Origin of the sequence: Burkholderia sp. Ax-1724 (assembly GCF_011752995.1) — a bacterium.
In the GTDB taxonomy this organism is placed as follows: domain Bacteria; phylum Pseudomonadota; class Gammaproteobacteria; order Burkholderiales; family Burkholderiaceae; genus Paraburkholderia.
Map to the genome: position 1 here is coordinate 143,541 of NZ_VWWL01000019.1, position 17,588 is coordinate 161,128.

The following is a 17,588-nucleotide window of genomic DNA, read 5'->3' on the forward strand; positions in this document are numbered from 1 at the left end:
ATTGTCCTAGTTGTCGTTGATTCGGGTTTGCCAATCGGTCAGCAACTTCAGGCACTCTGCATTGGAGATCAGTCTTTTCCTCAAGGCCGTCTCGAATGCGTCTATCGCCGCAATCTGAAGCGTTGACAACTTTGCTCGGCATATATCCGCTGCCGGAGAGGCTATCGAGCCAGGTGGCGCGGCACACTCTCTATCCACCAGGGCCGCGACCGGCTCGACTTGCTTGCTCTCTTCTGCCATGTCCACATTCCCGCCTTCGAGGATTGCAAGAACACGCGCATGCAAATGCTCAGGAACATTGGCCTGCCAGTTATACCCTTCAGGCCACGAGCTGACCCAGTCCTTGAATCGCGGCGGACCGTCCCTACGCGGGTGTATAGGCGCGAATAGAAGCGCACAAGGATGATCAATAAGCTCCGGCCAAACTTCATGCCAGTCATCCGGTCGCAAATCCCACCGCATCACACCGCTGTCCGGCCAATGGGCCTCTTCGGGACGCGTGTCAACCCAGTAATGCACCTGCGGGCCGGCTTCGCCCAGTTCGGGATCGGCCTGTTTCCACCGGCACTGGTAACGATTTTTAGTCTCGTCCATCCCGAATTGCGTCCTTCTTTCCGTGATTAGTGAACCCGGCGCCATGCGTCATCAATCGCACCGAAAACGATTGGAACAAAATCATGGCCTTCGAACGACACCGGCCGGTTGTCCTCCGGATAGTCGAGCGCGGCAGGCGCGCGAAGCATGTCGAGAACGCGCATGCTATGCTTCGCCGGTCGCTGCCACCTGCGCGAGCACTTCCGCCTCAATCTTGTGCAGGAGCGCCCACGTGAGCAAACCCGCGGCGCGGTGACGCTGCACCACCGCGGGCACGAATTCCTGTACCGCCGCATTGGCGGAAAACAGCACATCCATTTTCTGGTCCTCGCATTCCCTGATATCGGCTTGAGCCGCGATTACTTGACCACCTGCATTCCTGCGACTTTCGATGCAGTCACATCGAAGGTTGCCGTGTATTCACATCCGGCCACGTGTCCAGACCGCTCGATCAGGCAATCCGCAAAATCCGCCTTGTCAGACGCCGCAAAAACCCGCAGCGCCTTGCGCACCGTATCCGCCCCTTCGACGAGCAGTTCCTTCGTCCCGACCATGGATTCGAGAATGTCCTTCAACGGTCCGCGCTCAACGCCGTAGCAACGCGCGAGCACCCACACGAGTTCGACCAGCGCAACCTGCGAAACGTAACCGGGGCGCTCGGCCGACAGGGATTCCATGAACGCCGTCGCCCGCTTCGACTGCACGGCGTCGTCCTGAGCGAAGTAGCGGACTAGTACGTTCGTATCCAGTCCGATCATCGTGTGGACGCTCCCTGCTCGGCGATGGCTCGGTTCATGTCCTCGATCGACACTGGCTTGGCGGGCTTCTTCACAATGCCCTTGAGCGACGCGAGTGCGCGCGTGGCCGGATAAACCTCGTACCGGCCCGATTCCTCGTTGAAGCTGAATTCGATCCGGTCGCCAGATTCCAGGCCAAGCTGGTTGCGCACGTCCACCGGGATCGTGACCTGGCCCTTCGATGTAATGGTTGCTGATGGCATGACTGGCCCTCCAATACGCCTTACTTTATGGTAAGGATGCAGCGAAGGCAAGGAAAATCCGCTGCAGTCCTACCGACAGGCTATTGCCCGAGCGTCCGTGCGGGGCCAACTGCACACGTCAACAGAAATAAGCGGTAACAAAGTGTAAATCCGAATTGTCACAGGGCGCGATCAATACGTTCAGCAAGCTCATTGTTCCACCTGTTCCATCACGATGTTGTTTCAGTATGCCCATTGCGGCGAGGCGGCCTCTATGGATAATCGGACATGACTAGGGCATCCCGGAGTCGTGCGAAATGGACCAGGTAATGCGGATGAAGGACGTCGTCAAAAAAATCGGTCTCTGTCGAGCCACCATCTATTCGATGATCAGCCGCGGAGAATTCCCGCGCCCTATACGTATCGGTGAGCGTGCGACCGGATGGCGTGAGTCCGAACTGGAAGCATGGCTTGCCAGGCGATCAGCGGCGAGAGAGCAAGCGGGACGGACGCTCCACCGGAGTCACTGACTCCCTCTGCTGGAATCACGGCTCATCGACTGCCAGCATCGTTCCCCTGCATCCGGGAGCGCCGCATCGACAGACATAGCCCAGCCTGATCTCGTCGTCGGCCGATTCGTCTGTGACCAGTTGGTAATCGAGGAACAGTTCATCGCCGGGCAAAATCATGGTCGACGCGTGAATGAATACGCGATCGCCGATCTCGATGGCCTCACAGTTTGCATCACATGAGTGATTGAGCCAGCGCGCGCTGTTTCCCCGTTGTCCGCCATCAATCACGCGTCCGTCCGACAGCCCGAAGAACCACGTGTGACCGGACACACCCCGCCTCCGGTGTTGCCTGACCGCTGTTTGCCACGCGATCAGTTCACCCTTGTATTCGAGAATCCGTTCGCCGGGTTCGAGCGCCTGAAGCGCGAATACGCCTCGCCCATGCACGGGCGAGCGCCGGACCACCACACGTCGCTGCATCAACTGTCTTTCCCCTCTTCCATTGTCGAAGCGAAGTATAGGGAGGCTATTGCTACCTATGTATATTTCTTGAAGTACTTCGCCATGTTCCAGACCGCGAGCAGCATCATCACCGAGACTGGCCAGAAGAGGAGATAGACAGGCAGGCATAACGGTGCAACGAGCCACACGATGGCCGTCAGTGGTATTACCCCGAATGCAAGCGCATGCTTTGCATGGTGATAGCGGGTCGCAGATTCGTGGCCGCCCTGCGACCGCCTGACGTGGCGCGCTACCAGTCCATCTGTGAGTGCGACCGCAATGGCCAGCACAAACTGCGGGATCGTCATCAGCAGCATCGAGACGCGAACGCCGAACAGCTTCATTCCGACCATCGCCACGATCAACACCTCGCGTGCCGATCCGGTAAACGCGGGCCGCAGCATGGAGCCAAGACCCTGAGCCGGCAATGTCCCGGCCTGCCAGGCCCGCGCAGAGGCATCGACGCCCGTCCAGCCAAACCAGCTCCAGTACGCGAGGTCTGCGGCACGTGTAGCCAGATCGGGATCCGACGTCTGTCCCAGGTAATAGCGAAGCAGCGCCTCGATCCCCCCCGCCGGATCGTCCCGCCAGAAAAAGTAGGCTGCGGCAATGTCGGCCAGCACCGACAGGAGCGATGCCAGCAGCAGCCATAGCATCGCATGGATCGCCAGATCGACGATCCAGAAAAACGACTTCACACCGTCCGCATTGCCATCCCGGCGCGTCGCGTTCATGCCCGCTCCTCTCAGAATCCGGCCCCCTTGCCCTCGACCGCCCAAGGCTCGCTGGACGACTGCTGGATGTAAGGAGCGACTGGCAGGAAGCTACCCACTGCGCCGCCGATAACATCCGGCGCCACGCCGCCTGCGTCGTCGAACGACGACACGGCCTGCACATAGGACGCGTACTTGTCCCGCATATCGGCCACCACCTCGTCCAGTCCGGGCAACATGATGGGATCGCTCTCCTCCAGCAGCGGCAGCCGCACCTTGACCAACTGGCCGCCTTCGATGAGTGCAAACGCCTGCCCCTTCGGCAACTGCGTGAGATCGGATGGCTGTAGCATCGGCACAGGGTGCACCGAGATCTGGTCGTGCGTCTGCGCCGTGAAATGCACGCCCTCACCGCGCCGTACTGCATCCGTCGCCGACGAAGCAAGTGTCAGTGTCTTCACATCGACCATAGGCAACTGGTCGGTGAGGATCTTCGCGGTCGTCACGTATTTCACACGCAACATCACGAGCGTGTTGAAGTTGCCAAAGATCTGCTCGGCCTTGGCTCGCGAGCCTGTCTTCGCCTCCAGATCAGCGCTGGTCTGCGTGTAAGCTGTCACCTGGTAGCCCGCTCCCCCTGCCTTGTTGACCAGTGGCACGAATTCATCACCCACCAGTTCGTTGAACTCATCCGCATGGATCGACACACGACGCTTTCCGCCAGCGGCGCTCTGGCCGTATCCGTGCCCGTACTTGTAGATCCGGCCCGCGGTCGATGTGAGATCCGCGAACATCGCATTACCCACTACGCCCGCAACCTCGAAGTCGGACAAGGCATCAAGGCCAACATACACAATCCCACCGCGGTCCATCACCCGGTTCCAGTCGAACACGGGGCGCGGGTCGTCCGGATCGCCGTAGTCGGGCGACAGCAACTCCGACGTACGTCCCGTGGTGAGCTTTTCCAGGAGAGGATAGAGCGACGAGATCAGCTTGTCGAAGTAAGAGCGCTCGTTGCTGATCACCGAGAGCAGGCCGTTCGCGATCGGATCGGTCCAGCCCCGCTGACGGATCAGGTTCGCGACCTGCAGCACTTCCTGGTTGCGCTGCAGTCGCATTGCCTGCTTCGCCTCTTCCCTCTCGAGCGCCTCCAGCCCATCTTCCCAGCCCGGGTGATCCCGATCGAGCCAGAAGCGGAAATACCGCAGTGCCAGCCCGTCGATGTTCACCGCATTCTGGTAGATCATCTCGTAGGTCGGACGGATGCCGAGCGCGCTCATTGCGCGGGCCATCACGTTTACGAAGCGCCAGACGAAATCCCGGAACGCGGCCGACTGTCCTTCTTTCGGCAGGTTGCCCGCGATGCGGGTTGCAACCTCCGTGATCCGCGAGTAGGTGCCGACCGGGCTGTACCGTGCGGATTTGTCGGGATAGCCCAGATGGAAGAACGTGAACTCGCCCTCGCGACCGCATCGCCTCGCTTCCGCATACATGCGCAGTAGCAGATCGACGTCACCCTTCGGATCAAACACGATGACGACATCGCCACGGCGGATATCCTCGGCGACCAGGACCTCGCACAGCCGGGTCTTGCCCACACGCGTGGTGCCGAGCACGGCCATATGACCAACGCGCTCGCCCAGGTCGAACCAGATATCACGCTCTTCGGGCTCGACACCGTGCAGGGCGGGATCGCCGCCAGCGGGTGGCAATGGTGCGACGGGATTCCACCAGCCCTGGCGTCGCGTGATCTGCGCGAGGCGACCATCGGGATGCCGCCGCTCATAATCCCGTGCGTGGTCGTAGAGATCGTTGCGGGCAAGCAGTCGCCGGTTCTCGGGAAGCCGGGCCTGATACAGGCGGTGCGTGTGAATGCCACTCCACCGGAAACCGCGACCGAGAAACACCTCCCTAGTCGAGCACGGAATCGCTGCGGCCGGAATCACGTACTGCGGCAGGCGCCGCAGGTTGCGCTGGAAGCGGATCAGTTGCCATGCCTGCCTGGCGCGCACCCAGGCCAGTGCGAGCAACCCGAGGCTCGTCACACCGCCTGTCGCGGGGGTGACCAGGAACAGCGTGGGATGGGTCCAGAGCACGCCCGTTGCGGCGAGCGCAACAACCGACGACAGCAGTTCGACTGGTCTGCGAAAAAGATTTTCGACTGGATAGCCCATCGCTTGCCCGTCCTGCCCCGACGCTTACGGCTGCGGCAGACCGTCGGCGTCTTGCGCCGGCTTCTGCTTCGACTGGATCATCGCGTTCGGCGACGGAACGGGATTGAAGAACCGCTCGGGCTCGGGCACGAGCATCACGGACAGTTGCCGTCCGCCGGCACCCTTGATTGTGTAATGGAGCAGGTAGGAGCGCGCGGCGCTGCCCGAATCTGCCGCCACCGGATAGCCCGACTTCTGAAAATCGCGCTGCACCTGCTTCCATGGCTCGGGCGTTCTGCCGTCCTCAGCCGGTGTCTGTTCGATCGCTTCCGGATGCGCCTGCGCGAAGTCCCGGAAGACTGCGGGTGTCACGAGCAGCATGCCCTCCGGCACGAAGTGCACCCGCGCCATCGATTCGTTGTACGGCAGAGTGCCGGTTGCAATCCCTTCCTGGACCCAGGCCATGAAACGCTCGGCATTCGGTCGCGGTTTCCGGCCGCCCTCGCGTGCAACCACGGACCGTGCCGGCGCCTTCGCTTTCTGCTTCGGGCGCATCGGTGAGGCGACCTGGTCGGGCACAGGTCGGTCTGCCGTATGCGCCTTCCCGTCGCGAACTGCTTCGGCCTGCAATGTCGATGCACTCTCGACGTCAGGCAGAAAAGCCGGCGCGTCGCGGCGAGAAGCTGGCTGCGGGACAGTTGCCGTTGACACCGGTATGGGCCTATGGACTGCTGCGCCAGTCAGATCAGGCATCACGAGCAACATGGACAACGCTGCGTCGGTTCCCGCCGTGGGCGCGCCCCCATGAACAGCCGTTGCCTCAGCGGGTCCGGGTTGATCCGGCTCGTCCGCGTCCGGCGAAGCGGACTGGACGTCTACCGTATTGCCAGGCGGCGCCGGTGACGCATCCCCGACCGGCGGCGACGCCGCGTCCATTCCAGCCTCGACGACCTCGACCACCTGCACTGCGCCAGGTGGGAGTGAACGAGGATACTGGCGCGGGTCAGCGTACAGCCTGTCGAACGGAAAGCGCAGGACCGTAAAGGTCTGCTTCCAGGTCCCAACCATGATCTTGACGGTCCAGATCGCACCGCCTTCCGGCGCCGGGATCAGTGCCCCATATTCCTGCCACGTGTCGAACAGCCGGTTGTTATCGGACGGGATACCGGCGGCGCCGGGTTGCTGCTGTTCGTTTCGTGCCAGCCACGCCCGCACGGCCTCGGCGAGCGTCTTCGCCACACACCACAGGGATTCGCCATCGCAGTATCCGGTGGCGCCCGCACGGTTCATTGGCAGCTCGCCTTCGGCGAGCAGGCGGCGCAGCCCACCCATCAACCGCTCGATCAGCGGAACCGTCCGGGCCGTCGCAAACCGGGTGCGTGGCCCTGCGAGCAGGTTCTGTGCAACCGAGCGCCGGTCCGCCTCACCCACAATCTTCGCGAGCGCCCCGTCCTTTGCGCCGGCGTCGCCGGAGAGGTACGCGGCAAGCTCATCGATGACCGGCGGATACTGCGCAAGCCAGCCGAGCGATGCGGATGGAACCAGGCGCTGGAGCAGTACGATAGGCAACCGCGCGTGCGCGCCATAGTCGCGCTGTGCAGGTTCCGGAAAATCCACCCGGTACCACTCACCGCCCTGTCCGTTCATGCTGCCCGCCAGCGGCACCCATGGCCGAGCTGACGTACCGCTCACAATTTCAACTTTCAGGTCTGCCAGGGGTTTGCCGATGTCGTGCAGCAACGCTGCCACCAGCACGGCATAACTGCAACGCGCACCATGCTGCATCTGGTCCTCGGGACTCGCGCCGAGCGGCAGGCGGTAGCCCTCGCGGAAATGCAACGAATACCGTGCCACCTCAAGCAGATGGATCAGCAGGCCGCCCGGCTGTGCATGGTGATGCGACTCCGATGCAGGCAGTAACTGGACGAATTCGGTGAGCCGCTGGATCAGCGGCTCGACGTCCCGGCGCTCGCTATCAACCGACAGGCCCAGGCTGCTTCCAATATGACGGACTGTGCCCTGCATGCCAGTTCGCACAAGGAGCTCGCTGGAACCGAGTACCGGCAGATGCTGGGCCGACGGAGGCCGCTGCCGCGATGTCCGAACGGCAACAGATGCAGAGGGTGACGCTGGCTGGGACAGCCTCGTAGACGCCGCGGAAGAAAGTCCCAGCCAGGTCAGAGCAGTACTGGGTGCCATGCAGGGTTGCCGTGGTAATGGAAAATCGGGAAATCCGGTCGAGCGGACTGCGCAACGCCTCGCTTCATGTCCCCACAGTACGCAGCCGCCCTCACTCACGGTCCGGAATGACTGCATGGCAAGCGGTCGTCGCATGCAGTCATGTCGCACGTGCGGATACTGGAGATTACGGTCAGCCAGGCAGTCCTTTCCTGGCCTTGTGCGGCGTGCGCCGCGGCGTTTTTCCCCTTTGTCGCAGCACCCTTTTTCTCCCTTCGCTCTTTGCGCCTTTCAGCGGGTGAAGCGTCTCATCCCAAGCTTCACCCGCGGCCTTTGGATAGGGCCCTTTCCTTTTCATAGTCTTTTACTTCCCTTGCCTTTGCAGCCTTCTCCAGACCCTTCTGCATTTCACTGGACGGTTCACATGGAAATGATCGGACTGCCGGGCTGTTCGCAAAAAAACTGCTGTGCTGCCCGCGCACCCGGACAGGGATTCACCCCATCGGCGAACCGTCCCTGTCTACAGTGAACCCGTCGGTCCGCTCCCCCAGGGCCGACGCGCGCTGTTGGCCTGCCGGGATGCTCCCCGCGCCTGGCAGGCTCTTTTTCCGGTGGCTGGCGCAGCCGCGACATGCGAATGAATGAGGTCCAGGGTGACGCGTGCAGGGATCGTTCTGACTGGTGCAGTGATGTGCGGGCTGGCCTTCAATTGCCGTGCCGACTGCATGGACGACGCCGCGCGCTTTCATCACGTGAGCGTGCGGCTCGTCCACGCGATCGCCACCGTCGAATCCGGACAGCATGCAAACGTCGTCCATCTGAACACCGACGGCAGTACCGATATCGGTCTGATGCAGATCAACAGCCGGTGGCTCACGACGCTCTCGCGCTTTGGCATCTCACGCTCGGACCTCCATGACCGCTGTACCAATGCCTATGTGGGTGCATGGATCCTGTCGCAGAACCTCCATCGCCTCGGCCTGAACTGGGATGCTGTCGGGGCCTACAACGCAGGAACGCGTGGGAAGCGCATGGCTTACGCGCGCCGTGTCTATCGCACACTCAACATGACCCCGCCCCTATCGTCCATGCCGGCCGCGCCTCGTACGACACAGCAGCCAGGACTGATCGCGAAGCTGCTCCGGCCGCTCACATGGGAAGGCAATCAATGAGCCGGCTGACGTACGAATACGCGATTGAGGTGCTGAACGACTATCTCGGTCCGCTACAGCCGATGCTCGCCGATCCCGAGGTACAGGAGATCATGGTCAACCGCGCCGACGCAGTCTTTGTCGAGCGTAACGGAAACCTGGCGTACGTCGCCGGTTGTGACCTCGATCCGGACGCACTGGACCGCGCCATCACGATCCTCGCCAACGTCAATGCGAAGGAGCAGACGCCGTTGCTGGATGCCCGGCTACCGGGCCTACGGATCGCAGCCGCCCGGCATCCCGTTGCCGTCCACGGCGACATGATGTCGATCCGCAAGCACACGCGCCGCCGGATTGAACTCGCTGACTACGAGCGCAGCGGCGCATTCGACGTGCTCTCCGGTACGCAGTCACCGGCTGCGCGACGCCGCAATACTGCGCTGCTGGAACGACTGGCTTCGGGCGGCGACGCGCTGCGCGAGTTCTTCGAATGGGTCATGCGCGAGCGCATCAACGTTGCATTTTCAGGTGGCACCTCATCGGGTAAGACCACGCTGCTCAACGCCATGATCGACGCGATGCCGCCGGAAGATCGCGTCATCACGATCGAGGATACGGCCGAACTGCAGGTGCACGCACCCAATTACGTCGCCTTCGAGACGAATCTCGGCATCACGGTCCGCGACCTCGTGCGTTTCTCGCTACGTGTGCGTCCGGACCGGATCATCGTTGGCGAGGTCCGTGGCGCCGAAGCCTTCGACCTGATGGAAGCGCTGAACACCGGGCATCCCGGTTCCATCGTCTCGTTCCATGCCGACTCTTCTGACACGGCGCCTGCCCGGCTGGAGTCGCTCATCCGCATGAGCGACGAAGGGCGGCTCCTGTCGATCGACGACCTGCGCCAGAAGATCGCCTCCACGTTCCGGTTCTTCGTCCACGCCGAGCGTCAGGGTGCGGTGCGCGGTCCGGTCGAAATCCGCGAAGTGCTCGGCGCGCCGAACGGACGCTACCAGACCCGGTGCCTCTTCTCCCGCTATGCCTCCCACGAGGAGCTGGTCCATGCATGAACGAGATCAATACGGTCGCGTCGCCCGCATCACTGGCCGCGTCATCACTGCACTCCATCACCACTGCATGGATCTGCGCACTGCGTGGCGAACCCTTGCCGTTCGCCATCACCGCGTGTTGCGCCTGTTCTTCGCTGCCGTCTGGCTCGGCACACTCCCGGCCATTGCGCACGCCGGCATCTGGAACGGCGGGCTGTGCACCGTGTATCAGGACGTGCTCGACAACGAGCTTCTGGAAGTCGTGTCGCTTTCGGCGCTGGTTGGGTCGATCGTGTTGTGGTTGCTCGATGACGGGCGCAGCAACATCAAGACGCATGTGCTGCGCGGTGTACTCGGCACGCTGGCGGTCCTCAACATGCCGCTGCTCTGGGCGCAGGTGTTCAACCACGGTGCCGCGTGCACCGGCAGTATCTGACGGAAGACCCGCATGGAATCACTCCGTTCCGATAGCCGTGATGCATCCGGTGAGCCCGTTGATCCGCCAGATCCGCTTGCCGCACGCATCCGCAAGACCATGCTCGAACCGTTCCTGCTGCTCGGTATCGACCGCAAATGGTGTATCGCGCAAGGCGCTATCGTCATCACGTTCGCCGCGGGCCTACGCAATGGCTGGGTGCTGCTCGCCGCGCTGGTCACGCATCCCGTGCTCTGGCTCGCCGTGCGGCGCGACCCGGACCAGATCCGCTGCTATGCGAAATACAGCCGTCAGGGCGACTACTACGAGCCCCGCCAGCTGCTGCGCCAGAAGATCAATGCCCGTCCCAGGGGCTTCGCCCGGGGGATGCCGTGCTGAAGCCTGCTATCACGCATTCGCCATTTGACACGGAATCGCTTGCGCGCATCGCGCAGCGCACCGATGGTGACCGTCGTTCCACCGCCGAAATGGTGCCGTGGCTCTTTCGCTTCAGTGATTCGCTGATCGTCAACAAGGATACATCCGTCATGGCAACCTGGGAGTTCTCGGGACCGGACGCCGATGCACTGTCAACCGGTCACGTGCTCGAACTGATGGAGAACCTGATCGCATCACTGCGCGACATTGCGCGCCGCCCCGTGACGATGTGGTGGACGGTGCACCGCCGTCGCAGTGCCCGGTACCTGAGCGTGCCAATGCCGGACCCGGTTTCGCAACGCGTCGACGATGCACGACGCGATACGTTCGAGCATGGCGCGAACTATACGAACCGCCACTTCGTCACGTTCACGCTGGCTCCCGAGGTCGGCATCGACCGGTTTGCGGGCAAGGTCACGCATGGCATGACGCATAACCGGCTGTCGATTGTGCAGGCTCTGATGCAGGCGGTGCGCGGCACGTTCTCCGACCAGTACCTGTTCGCCTATACGGCATCGGAGCTGGCCGCCGTCGTCGAGACCTTCGAGAATATCCTGTTCGGCTTCGTCGCGGGCAATCCACGACTTGCCTGCCACCGACTTCGGGGCGACGCGCTGGGTGCGTTCATGCACGCCTGCTGCTCGCCGCCCAGCGATCACGTGCCGGCCGTGCCGATACCAGACATTCCCGCACTGGACCTCGCGATGTGCGACACCGAGGTCCGACCGGGCCACGACTATCTGCACTTCTACTCCCACGGTCGCCAGCGATTTGCGATCGCCACAGGGATTCCGGCGCGCCGCGACTTCTGGCCGGACAGCGTGCTGCCTACGGGTCTCGACGGCCTGCTGAAAGTGCCGGGCGAGCTGACGGTCAGCCACTGCTTCCGCCTCACCACACCGACCGCCGCGATGCGCTTCATCGACGGCGTGCGTCGCTATCACGAAGGGCGGCGGCTCGACACACGTTCGCTGCTGGCGGCCACGCTACGCGGCGGCGACACATCCGGTGCGCGCCAGAACCAGTCCCGCTCTGCTGCGGCGGACGACGCCAACCGGCGCGCCGGCAAGGTCGAGATGGCCGAGGAAATGTATGGGTATTACAACCTGTCGGTACTTTCCTTCTCGCCGGTTTTCGAGACTACGCCGTTCGATGATGACACGTCAGTCGAAGCGGCGTGGACACAGGCTGTCACGACGCACCGGGCCGTCGAGGAAGCGCTGCGCGCGGCGCATTTCACGCCGGTACGCGAGACCCTCCATGCCTTTTCCGCCTTCGCGACCAGCATCCCCGGCATGTGGCGCGAATGCGCGCGGTGGTCGTTCATCGACACGGCAGCGCTCGCGCGACTGCTGCCGCTGCGCGGCGTCTCGGACGGCCATCGCATCAACGCGCACCTGACAAAGGAAACCGGTACGCTCTGCCCGGCGCTTGCCGCATTTCCGACCGAGTTCGGCACGCCCTACTGGTTCACCGCGTTCCTCGCCGACGTCGGGCACATGCTGGTGTGCGGACGTACCGGGTTCGGCAAGACAATCTTCATGCTGCTATGCGCGACGCTGTTCCGCAAGTATCCGAACGCGTGGCTGTACGGGTTCGACAAGGACCTGTCGATGCGAATCCCGACGATCCTTCAGGGCGGGCGCTATCTGCAGTTCGATCATGATGCCGCCGGGGCTTCCGATGAGGAACGTGCAAAGATTAACCCTCTCGCGCTGCTCGCGGCCCTCCGGCACCGGGAATTCCTCGTCGAATGGATCGCGATGCTCGTGCAGCAACGCGGCACGTATCGGGTCACGGCCAGCGACCGCCGCGAACTGGAGAAGGCACTCGCTGCCACACGCAGCCGCACCGACAGGCGACTGTGGCGGCTGCGCACGGTCCACGCATCACTGCCTGCCGGCCCGCTCGCTGATGAACTGGCCCTGTGGGTCGGCTCATCCGTTCACGCCCACTACTTTGACAACGTCAGCGACAGCTTCGACGACACGCAGTGGGTGTCGATGGCCACCGACCGGATTCTCGCGAATCCCGTGATCGCCCGACCGTTCCTGTCGTATGTGACGTACCGCATCCAGGATTCGCTGGAGCAGCGGCGGGCACAGGGCGTCATCGGACCCACGCTCGTGATGCTACCCGAGATCTGGAACCTGCTGGACGACGATGCGTTCGCTGCGCAGATCGGCAACTGGATTGTCACGATGCGCAAGAAGCTGGGTTGCGTGTGGATGGATGCGCAATCTCCCGAGCAGGTCTCGACCTCGAAAATCTGGCCACAGATCCGTGACAACGTACTCGTGCGCGTCTTCGTACCGGTCGAGAACTTCACACCATCCGCGAAAACTGCCTATCAGCGCGACTTCGGCCTGTCCGACGGCCAGATCCGCACGATCCAGCAGCTCGTCGCGAAACGTGACTACTTCATCACCGAACAGGGTGGTGCATCGCGGCGCGTCTCCATTCCGCTCGATCCCGCGTCGATCGCCATCCTGCGCTCGGAGATGAGCGCGCAGCTCATGTTCGACCGGTACCTGCACTCCGGTCAGCCCGACTGGAAAGACCGCTACATTGATGAAGCGATGGGCGAGGCCTGCACGGGTGTAGCTTCAGCATTGGAACAGGACGTCCATCATGCGTAAGCCCACTCTTCGCATCGTCGCCTTAACTACCCTCGCCCTAGTTCTGCATGCCACCACCGTTCACGCCGGCGGCGGCCTGACCGGCGGCGCCACCGAAATCACCCAGTTGCTGAACCATGCCGAGCTGGCGTCGTCGGTCGCCCAGCAGGCGCAGATGGTCGAGCAGAACGTCCAGGCGCAGATCACCCGCCTGCAACAGTACGTCACGATGGTCCAGAACCTGAAGCAGGTTCCCACCTCACTGATCGACCAGACCATCGCCCCGTACCGCACGCAGATCGCGAACTTCCAGTCGCTCTCGACCGCCATCACGCAACTGCAGCAGGCAGCCAGTGCAACGAACGGGCTCTTTGACCGGAGCCTCTCGGAGATGAACACGACAGGCATGTCACCCGCACAGTGGCTGTCGGCCTACACGTCGCTGGCTTCGACCCGCGGCGGTCTCTACCAGCAGCAACTCACGCAGGACACGCAGAACCTGGACACGCTCGCGCAGCGTGCGCAGAACCTGCAGCAGATCCAGTCACAGATTCCCGGTGTGACGGGCACCGTACAGGGGCTGCAGATGCTGAACCAGCAGTCGAATGTATTAGCCGGTGAAATGGTCGACCTGCATGCACTCGTGCAGCGCCAGGTCGCACAGCAGATGCAGGACCGTATCACGCAGTCGCAAGCTCAGGGCAATGCCGCGCAGCTTGCCGCGGCGCGTGCCGCAGCGCTCGGACAGGCCAACCAGCAGGAGCAGCAGACAACGCAGGGGGCACCCAACTTCGATCTGCTACAGGACCAATAGGGGCACAAGCAATGCTGCTGCGCTGGCTGATCCGCCATCTCTGTACGACACCTGCCGAGCTGCGTGTGGTGCTGCACGCGCTTCACCAGTACCGACTGCGCATCCTGGTGCCGTTCGGGGAGCGTGACCCGCACTGGTCGTTCGACCGACGCATCACCCGCAGCGTGCGTCTGTCGCTGCTCGTCGGCCTGCTGGTCGTGCACGTCGAAAGTCCGCAGGTTTTTGCAGCGGCCTGGATCGCACTGCCGCTCGCCCTGCTGCTCGCGTTACTGCGGCTCAGCGGCGCCCTGCGATAGCACGCCGCTCAACCACGATCAGCCCACGCTCATGAACGACGTCATCTCCGTGCTCAATGCGCTCTTCGCTGCGATGCAGGCGAAAGGCTCGAGCCTGCAGACACTCTTCCTGTCTGACGGTGTGGATCTGCTCGCTGCACTCGGTCTCGTCATGGCGACGTGGCATGTGTTTCTGTGGCTGCTCGAAGGCGACTTCCCCGGCTTCTTCGCGAACATGTTCCGGCATCTGATCCGGTGCGCGGTAATCCTCGTCATGCTCACGGCGTGGTCGGGCACAGTACACGGCTATTTCGTCGACAACATGCAGACTATGGCGTCACGCGTTTCCGGTGGCGAGGGCAACCCAGGCGATCTGCTGCGCGCGCTCGTCAATGCCGCGTCGACCATCATGCAGGGCGTACGCACCGAAGCCGCCCAGGTATGCGAACAGGTGCCGGACATCTCGCCTGACGGAGTCGTGATCCCGAACACTGACCATCAGGTGTGTGGAACCACAAACGACGCCGGAGCGAATTCCGCAGGCCTGAACTCCATCTGGACACTGGTCAAAAATCTGCCGCTGATCCTGCTCGCGTTTCTGGCGAAGGCGCTCGCAGTCATCGCGATCGCATTGATGACGATGATCTTCGTGGTAGTCGTGCAGTTCGGCTCGTTCCTGCTCGACATCGCCTTCTGCCTTGGGCCGGTGCTCATCCCCTGGTATGTTCTGCCCGCTGGCGAATTCCTGTTCAACGGATGGCTGCGCTTCACGATTTCAGCGGGACTTTTCAAGGTCGTTGCGTGGCTGATGATGGCCATCGTCAATGGTGGCGTACTGCCTGGAATCGAGAGCCTCGTGCAGCAGGCCGCTGCGCAGAACGGCACGAACAGCGATGCCTATTACGCGACGAACTACCTCGCGATGCTGGCGCTCGCGCTGGTCTGCGGTGTGGGCGCTTTCATGATGTGGCAGGTGACGGATATTGCACGCGCTCTTGTATCTGGCAGTGGCGGCGGCGGGTCAGCTGGGTTCGGCAAAGGCTCAATTGGCCGAAACATCACACCCAAGCCATTGAGGTGAATTCAATGATGCTGATGTTTCGAACTCTCTTGAATGACGTAGTAAGCAGTCCGCTCATCGTCCAGGCGCCGCTGCCTATCCATGTCCGCACGCAGGGACTCCTCTCTCTCCTTCGGTGTGGTCCTGATCCACGACCAGGCGATGAATACGACTGCGCCTGCCAGCATCATCGCCACACTGAAATGCTGCGCGCCGACCTGATACAGGATAAACGCGGCGAACAGCAGGATCGGCACCACGAAATAGAGCAGGATAATCTTGAGCTTTGCCATGGCTGCACCCTCGCAGCAGATGAACTGGATCCCAGTGTAGCACCGCGGGCGTGCCCTTGCCGGAGGGGTTAGGTCATGCGCAAACACCTGCCCGCTCGAAGTTCTTCCGGCACTGAAATATCAGGCGCTGATCTTGCACCTCCACCCAACACCGGAGAGGCTGTCTCAGCCTGGTTTGCGGCATTCCAGCGCCCCATCTGGGAAAAGCGTCTCACGGTCAAGGTGGCTGCGGCATTCGCGCTGATTGCCGCTGGCGAATGCGCCGCACTGATCGTGCAGGGTGCACATAGCGGCCCCCGCCCCTATTTTGTTGAACACGACGAAAAAAGCGGCGCGGTGTGGGTTTCCGACCGTTACGCGGAAACCTACTCGGTCACTGCGGCGAACAAACGCTATTTCCTCGTGAAGTGGGCCTCACGCGCGTTCACGATCGAGGCCGACAGCCAGGACACCCTCACGCGCCAGATACCGGCAGCCTTCGGCTGGACGTCGGGTGCCGCCACACAGGAACTCGAAACCTACATCACCGTAACCGACCCGGTCGCACAGCGCGTCGTGCAGACACTCGGTCTCACTCGCGAATTCGTCGAGAACTCGACGTCGTTCTCGCCGGACGGCCAGGTGGCCTATCTGATCTTCACGCTGATCGAGAGCGTGAACGGCAAACCGTCCCGACCGAAACAGATGCTGCTCACGGCCAGTTTCCTGCTCGCACCCGAAACGCTGAAACCCGGTGAAGAGAAGGACAACCCGATCGGGCTGCGCATCACCCACTTCAGCCTCACGCCCTATGCAGGCGTCAATCCGGGAGCAACACAATGAAGCCCCTCATCCCCGCCGCGTGCATTGCCGCGCTGTTTGCCACATGCATAGGGACAGCCGGGGCACAGGTCGCGACGTCTGCGCCCGTCCCCACCGCTCCACTCCCCGCCAGTATGGTGACCGCCATCCCGCCACAGTCATCCGCAGATGCGCGGCGCGCGCCGCGACATCCACGAGCCCAACACTCGTCCACATCCCGCACCCACATCAATGGCCCATACCCGGCGCCCGACGATTCGTCGCTCGTCGTCTATGACTATGACCCGGACTATCGGTATCCGGTACTCGTACGCACGAACGAGGAGACCCACCTGGTCTTCGGGCCAGACGAAGAAGTTGTTGGCGTCTACCTGTCCGATACCGGCAAACGATGGCTCGAACATACCGCGCTCACGAAGCGCGATGTGTTCATCGAGGCGCGCCTGCCAGCGCTCGACAATGCGGCCACGATCATCACGACACGCCGACGCTACGAGCTGGACCTGCGCTCATCGGACAATGAATCAGCTTATCAACGCGTCTCCTGGCACTACCTGGATACCGACGCACAGGTGACGGCGGGACAGGTCTCGCCTTTCGGTATCGAATATCCGGGCAACGCTCCAGCAGCAAACACGACCGGACAACCGGACGGAAGTACACAAACGAAATTGTCTGCATCGGGTGACATGCACCCTGCCGGCCCGCGCATCACGCTCGATCAGGCGAACTTCGACTATCGCATCGAGGGCAATGAGCCCTTTGCACCTGTGACGGTCTTCGATGATGGACGGTTCACCTACCTGCAGTTTCCTCAACACGCCGAGCTGCCGGCCATCCTGTTGATGGACGACAAGGGACAGGCTGAGATCGCGAGCTTCATTCCGCTCGGTAACGACTTCTTCGAGGTGCAGCAGATCGCGACATACGGCCTGCTACTGAAACGTGGCAAGGAGGAAGTGCGGGTCTTCAACGGCCGCGGTCACGGCTGTGGGCTGTTTGGTTGTGACGCGGCTCACGTGAAGAACATTTACGGAAAGCCCTAAC

21 protein-coding genes are annotated in these 17,588 nt (G+C 62.3%); 11 read left to right on the forward strand and 10 right to left on the reverse strand.

Annotation, left to right across the window (positions count from 1 at the left end; genetic code table 11):
* Positions 1–6 precede the first annotated feature (6 nt).
* From F3J19_RS22500 to F3J19_RS22515, 5 genes are read right to left on the reverse strand one after another with little or no spacing between them, the layout of a single operon-like run.
* Positions 7–594, reverse strand: a complete 588-nt coding sequence (locus F3J19_RS22500) for a hypothetical protein (protein WP_167046246.1) — start codon at positions 592–594, stop codon at positions 7–9.
* A 26-nt stretch (positions 595–620) separates the two neighbouring features.
* The gene (locus F3J19_RS32725; RefSeq protein ID WP_240159143.1) at positions 621–758 is read right to left on the reverse strand and encodes a hypothetical protein; all 138 of its coding nucleotides are present in this window, start codon (positions 756–758) and stop codon (positions 621–623) included.
* A gap of 1 nt (position 759) precedes the next feature.
* On the reverse strand, positions 760–912 hold the full coding sequence (locus F3J19_RS32730; protein WP_240159145.1) for a hypothetical protein: 153 nt from the start codon (positions 910–912) through the stop codon (positions 760–762).
* A gap of 41 nt (positions 913–953) precedes the next feature.
* Complete coding sequence (locus F3J19_RS22510; RefSeq protein WP_167046249.1) at positions 954–1,352, reverse strand: type II toxin-antitoxin system VapC family toxin; 399 nt, start codon at positions 1,350–1,352, stop codon at positions 954–956.
* The gene (locus F3J19_RS22515) at positions 1,349–1,594 is read right to left on the reverse strand and encodes an AbrB/MazE/SpoVT family DNA-binding domain-containing protein (protein ID WP_167046252.1); all 246 of its coding nucleotides are present in this window, start codon (positions 1,592–1,594) and stop codon (positions 1,349–1,351) included. Before F3J19_RS22515 ends, F3J19_RS22510 begins: the two co-directional genes overlap by 4 nt.
* Positions 1,595–1,908: 314 nt before the next feature.
* Between F3J19_RS22515 and F3J19_RS22520 the strand changes: the two genes are divergently transcribed.
* A complete protein-coding gene (locus tag F3J19_RS22520) occupies positions 1,909–2,103 on the forward strand; it encodes an AlpA family phage regulatory protein (protein ID WP_240159162.1) in 195 nt (64 codons plus the stop codon).
* A 15-nt stretch (positions 2,104–2,118) separates the two neighbouring features.
* Here the strand turns inward: F3J19_RS22520 and F3J19_RS22525 are convergent, their stop codons facing one another.
* From F3J19_RS22525 to mobH, 4 genes are read right to left on the reverse strand one after another with little or no spacing between them, the layout of a single operon-like run.
* Positions 2,119–2,565, reverse strand: coding sequence for an SET domain-containing protein-lysine N-methyltransferase (locus F3J19_RS22525; protein ID WP_167046258.1), 447 nt, complete (start codon positions 2,563–2,565; stop codon positions 2,119–2,121).
* A gap of 56 nt (positions 2,566–2,621) precedes the next feature.
* Positions 2,622–3,320, reverse strand: coding sequence for a DUF4400 domain-containing protein (locus tag F3J19_RS22530; RefSeq protein ID WP_167046261.1), 699 nt, complete (start codon positions 3,318–3,320; stop codon positions 2,622–2,624).
* A gap of 11 nt (positions 3,321–3,331) precedes the next feature.
* Complete coding sequence (gene traD / locus F3J19_RS22535; protein ID WP_167046263.1) at positions 3,332–5,473, reverse strand: type IV conjugative transfer system coupling protein TraD; 2,142 nt, start codon at positions 5,471–5,473, stop codon at positions 3,332–3,334.
* 24 nt (positions 5,474–5,497) lie between these two features.
* Complete coding sequence (mobH, locus tag F3J19_RS22540; protein ID WP_167046266.1) at positions 5,498–7,651, reverse strand: MobH family relaxase; 2,154 nt, start codon at positions 7,649–7,651, stop codon at positions 5,498–5,500.
* Positions 7,652–8,355: 704 nt separating this feature from the next.
* Between mobH and F3J19_RS22545 the strand changes: the two genes are divergently transcribed.
* The 8 genes from F3J19_RS22545 to F3J19_RS22580 all read left to right on the forward strand — a co-directional run bounded on the left by F3J19_RS22545 (position 8,356) and on the right by F3J19_RS22580 (position 15,468).
* The gene (locus F3J19_RS22545; protein ID WP_240159148.1) at positions 8,356–8,802 is read left to right on the forward strand and encodes a lytic transglycosylase domain-containing protein; all 447 of its coding nucleotides are present in this window, start codon (positions 8,356–8,358) and stop codon (positions 8,800–8,802) included.
* Positions 8,799–9,848 carry an ATPase, T2SS/T4P/T4SS family gene (locus tag F3J19_RS22550; protein WP_167046269.1) on the forward strand — a complete coding sequence of 350 codons (1,050 nt, stop codon included), beginning with the start codon at positions 8,799–8,801 and terminating at the stop codon, positions 9,846–9,848. The genes F3J19_RS22545 and F3J19_RS22550 overlap by 4 nt, the downstream gene beginning before the upstream one ends.
* A gap of 67 nt (positions 9,849–9,915) precedes the next feature.
* Positions 9,916–10,263 carry a hypothetical protein gene (locus tag F3J19_RS22555; RefSeq protein WP_167046358.1) on the forward strand — a complete coding sequence of 116 codons (348 nt, stop codon included), beginning with the start codon at positions 9,916–9,918 and terminating at the stop codon, positions 10,261–10,263.
* Between the two features lie 12 nt (positions 10,264–10,275).
* Positions 10,276–10,641, forward strand: a complete 366-nt coding sequence (locus F3J19_RS22560) for a VirB3 family type IV secretion system protein (RefSeq protein ID WP_240159150.1) — start codon at positions 10,276–10,278, stop codon at positions 10,639–10,641.
* Positions 10,635–13,319 (forward strand): conjugal transfer protein TraC, encoded by a 2,685-nt coding sequence (locus F3J19_RS22565; protein ID WP_167046364.1) that lies wholly within the window; start codon positions 10,635–10,637, stop codon positions 13,317–13,319. Before F3J19_RS22560 ends, F3J19_RS22565 begins: the two co-directional genes overlap by 7 nt.
* Entirely contained in the window at positions 13,312–14,112 is an 801-nt protein-coding gene (locus tag F3J19_RS22570) for a conjugal transfer protein TrbJ (protein ID WP_240159152.1), read from the forward strand. The genes F3J19_RS22565 and F3J19_RS22570 overlap by 8 nt, the downstream gene beginning before the upstream one ends.
* Positions 14,113–14,123: 11 nt before the next feature.
* Positions 14,124–14,408, forward strand: a complete 285-nt coding sequence (locus tag F3J19_RS22575) for a hypothetical protein (RefSeq protein ID WP_167046271.1) — start codon at positions 14,124–14,126, stop codon at positions 14,406–14,408.
* A gap of 31 nt (positions 14,409–14,439) precedes the next feature.
* The gene (locus tag F3J19_RS22580; RefSeq protein WP_167046274.1) at positions 14,440–15,468 is read left to right on the forward strand and encodes a type IV secretion system protein; all 1,029 of its coding nucleotides are present in this window, start codon (positions 14,440–14,442) and stop codon (positions 15,466–15,468) included.
* A 2-nt stretch (positions 15,469–15,470) separates the two neighbouring features.
* Here the strand turns inward: F3J19_RS22580 and F3J19_RS22585 are convergent, their stop codons facing one another.
* Positions 15,471–15,740 carry a hypothetical protein gene (locus tag F3J19_RS22585; RefSeq protein WP_167046276.1) on the reverse strand — a complete coding sequence of 90 codons (270 nt, stop codon included), beginning with the start codon at positions 15,738–15,740 and terminating at the stop codon, positions 15,471–15,473.
* A gap of 75 nt (positions 15,741–15,815) precedes the next feature.
* Here F3J19_RS22585 and F3J19_RS22590 point away from each other — a divergent pair, with 75 nt between their 5' ends.
* A complete protein-coding gene (locus tag F3J19_RS22590) occupies positions 15,816–16,562 on the forward strand; it encodes a VirB8/TrbF family protein (RefSeq protein ID WP_167046279.1) in 747 nt (248 codons plus the stop codon).
* On the forward strand, positions 16,559–17,587 hold the full coding sequence (locus F3J19_RS22595) for a TrbG/VirB9 family P-type conjugative transfer protein (RefSeq protein ID WP_167046282.1): 1,029 nt from the start codon (positions 16,559–16,561) through the stop codon (positions 17,585–17,587). The genes F3J19_RS22590 and F3J19_RS22595 overlap by 4 nt, the downstream gene beginning before the upstream one ends.
* Position 17,588 lies beyond the last annotated feature (1 nt).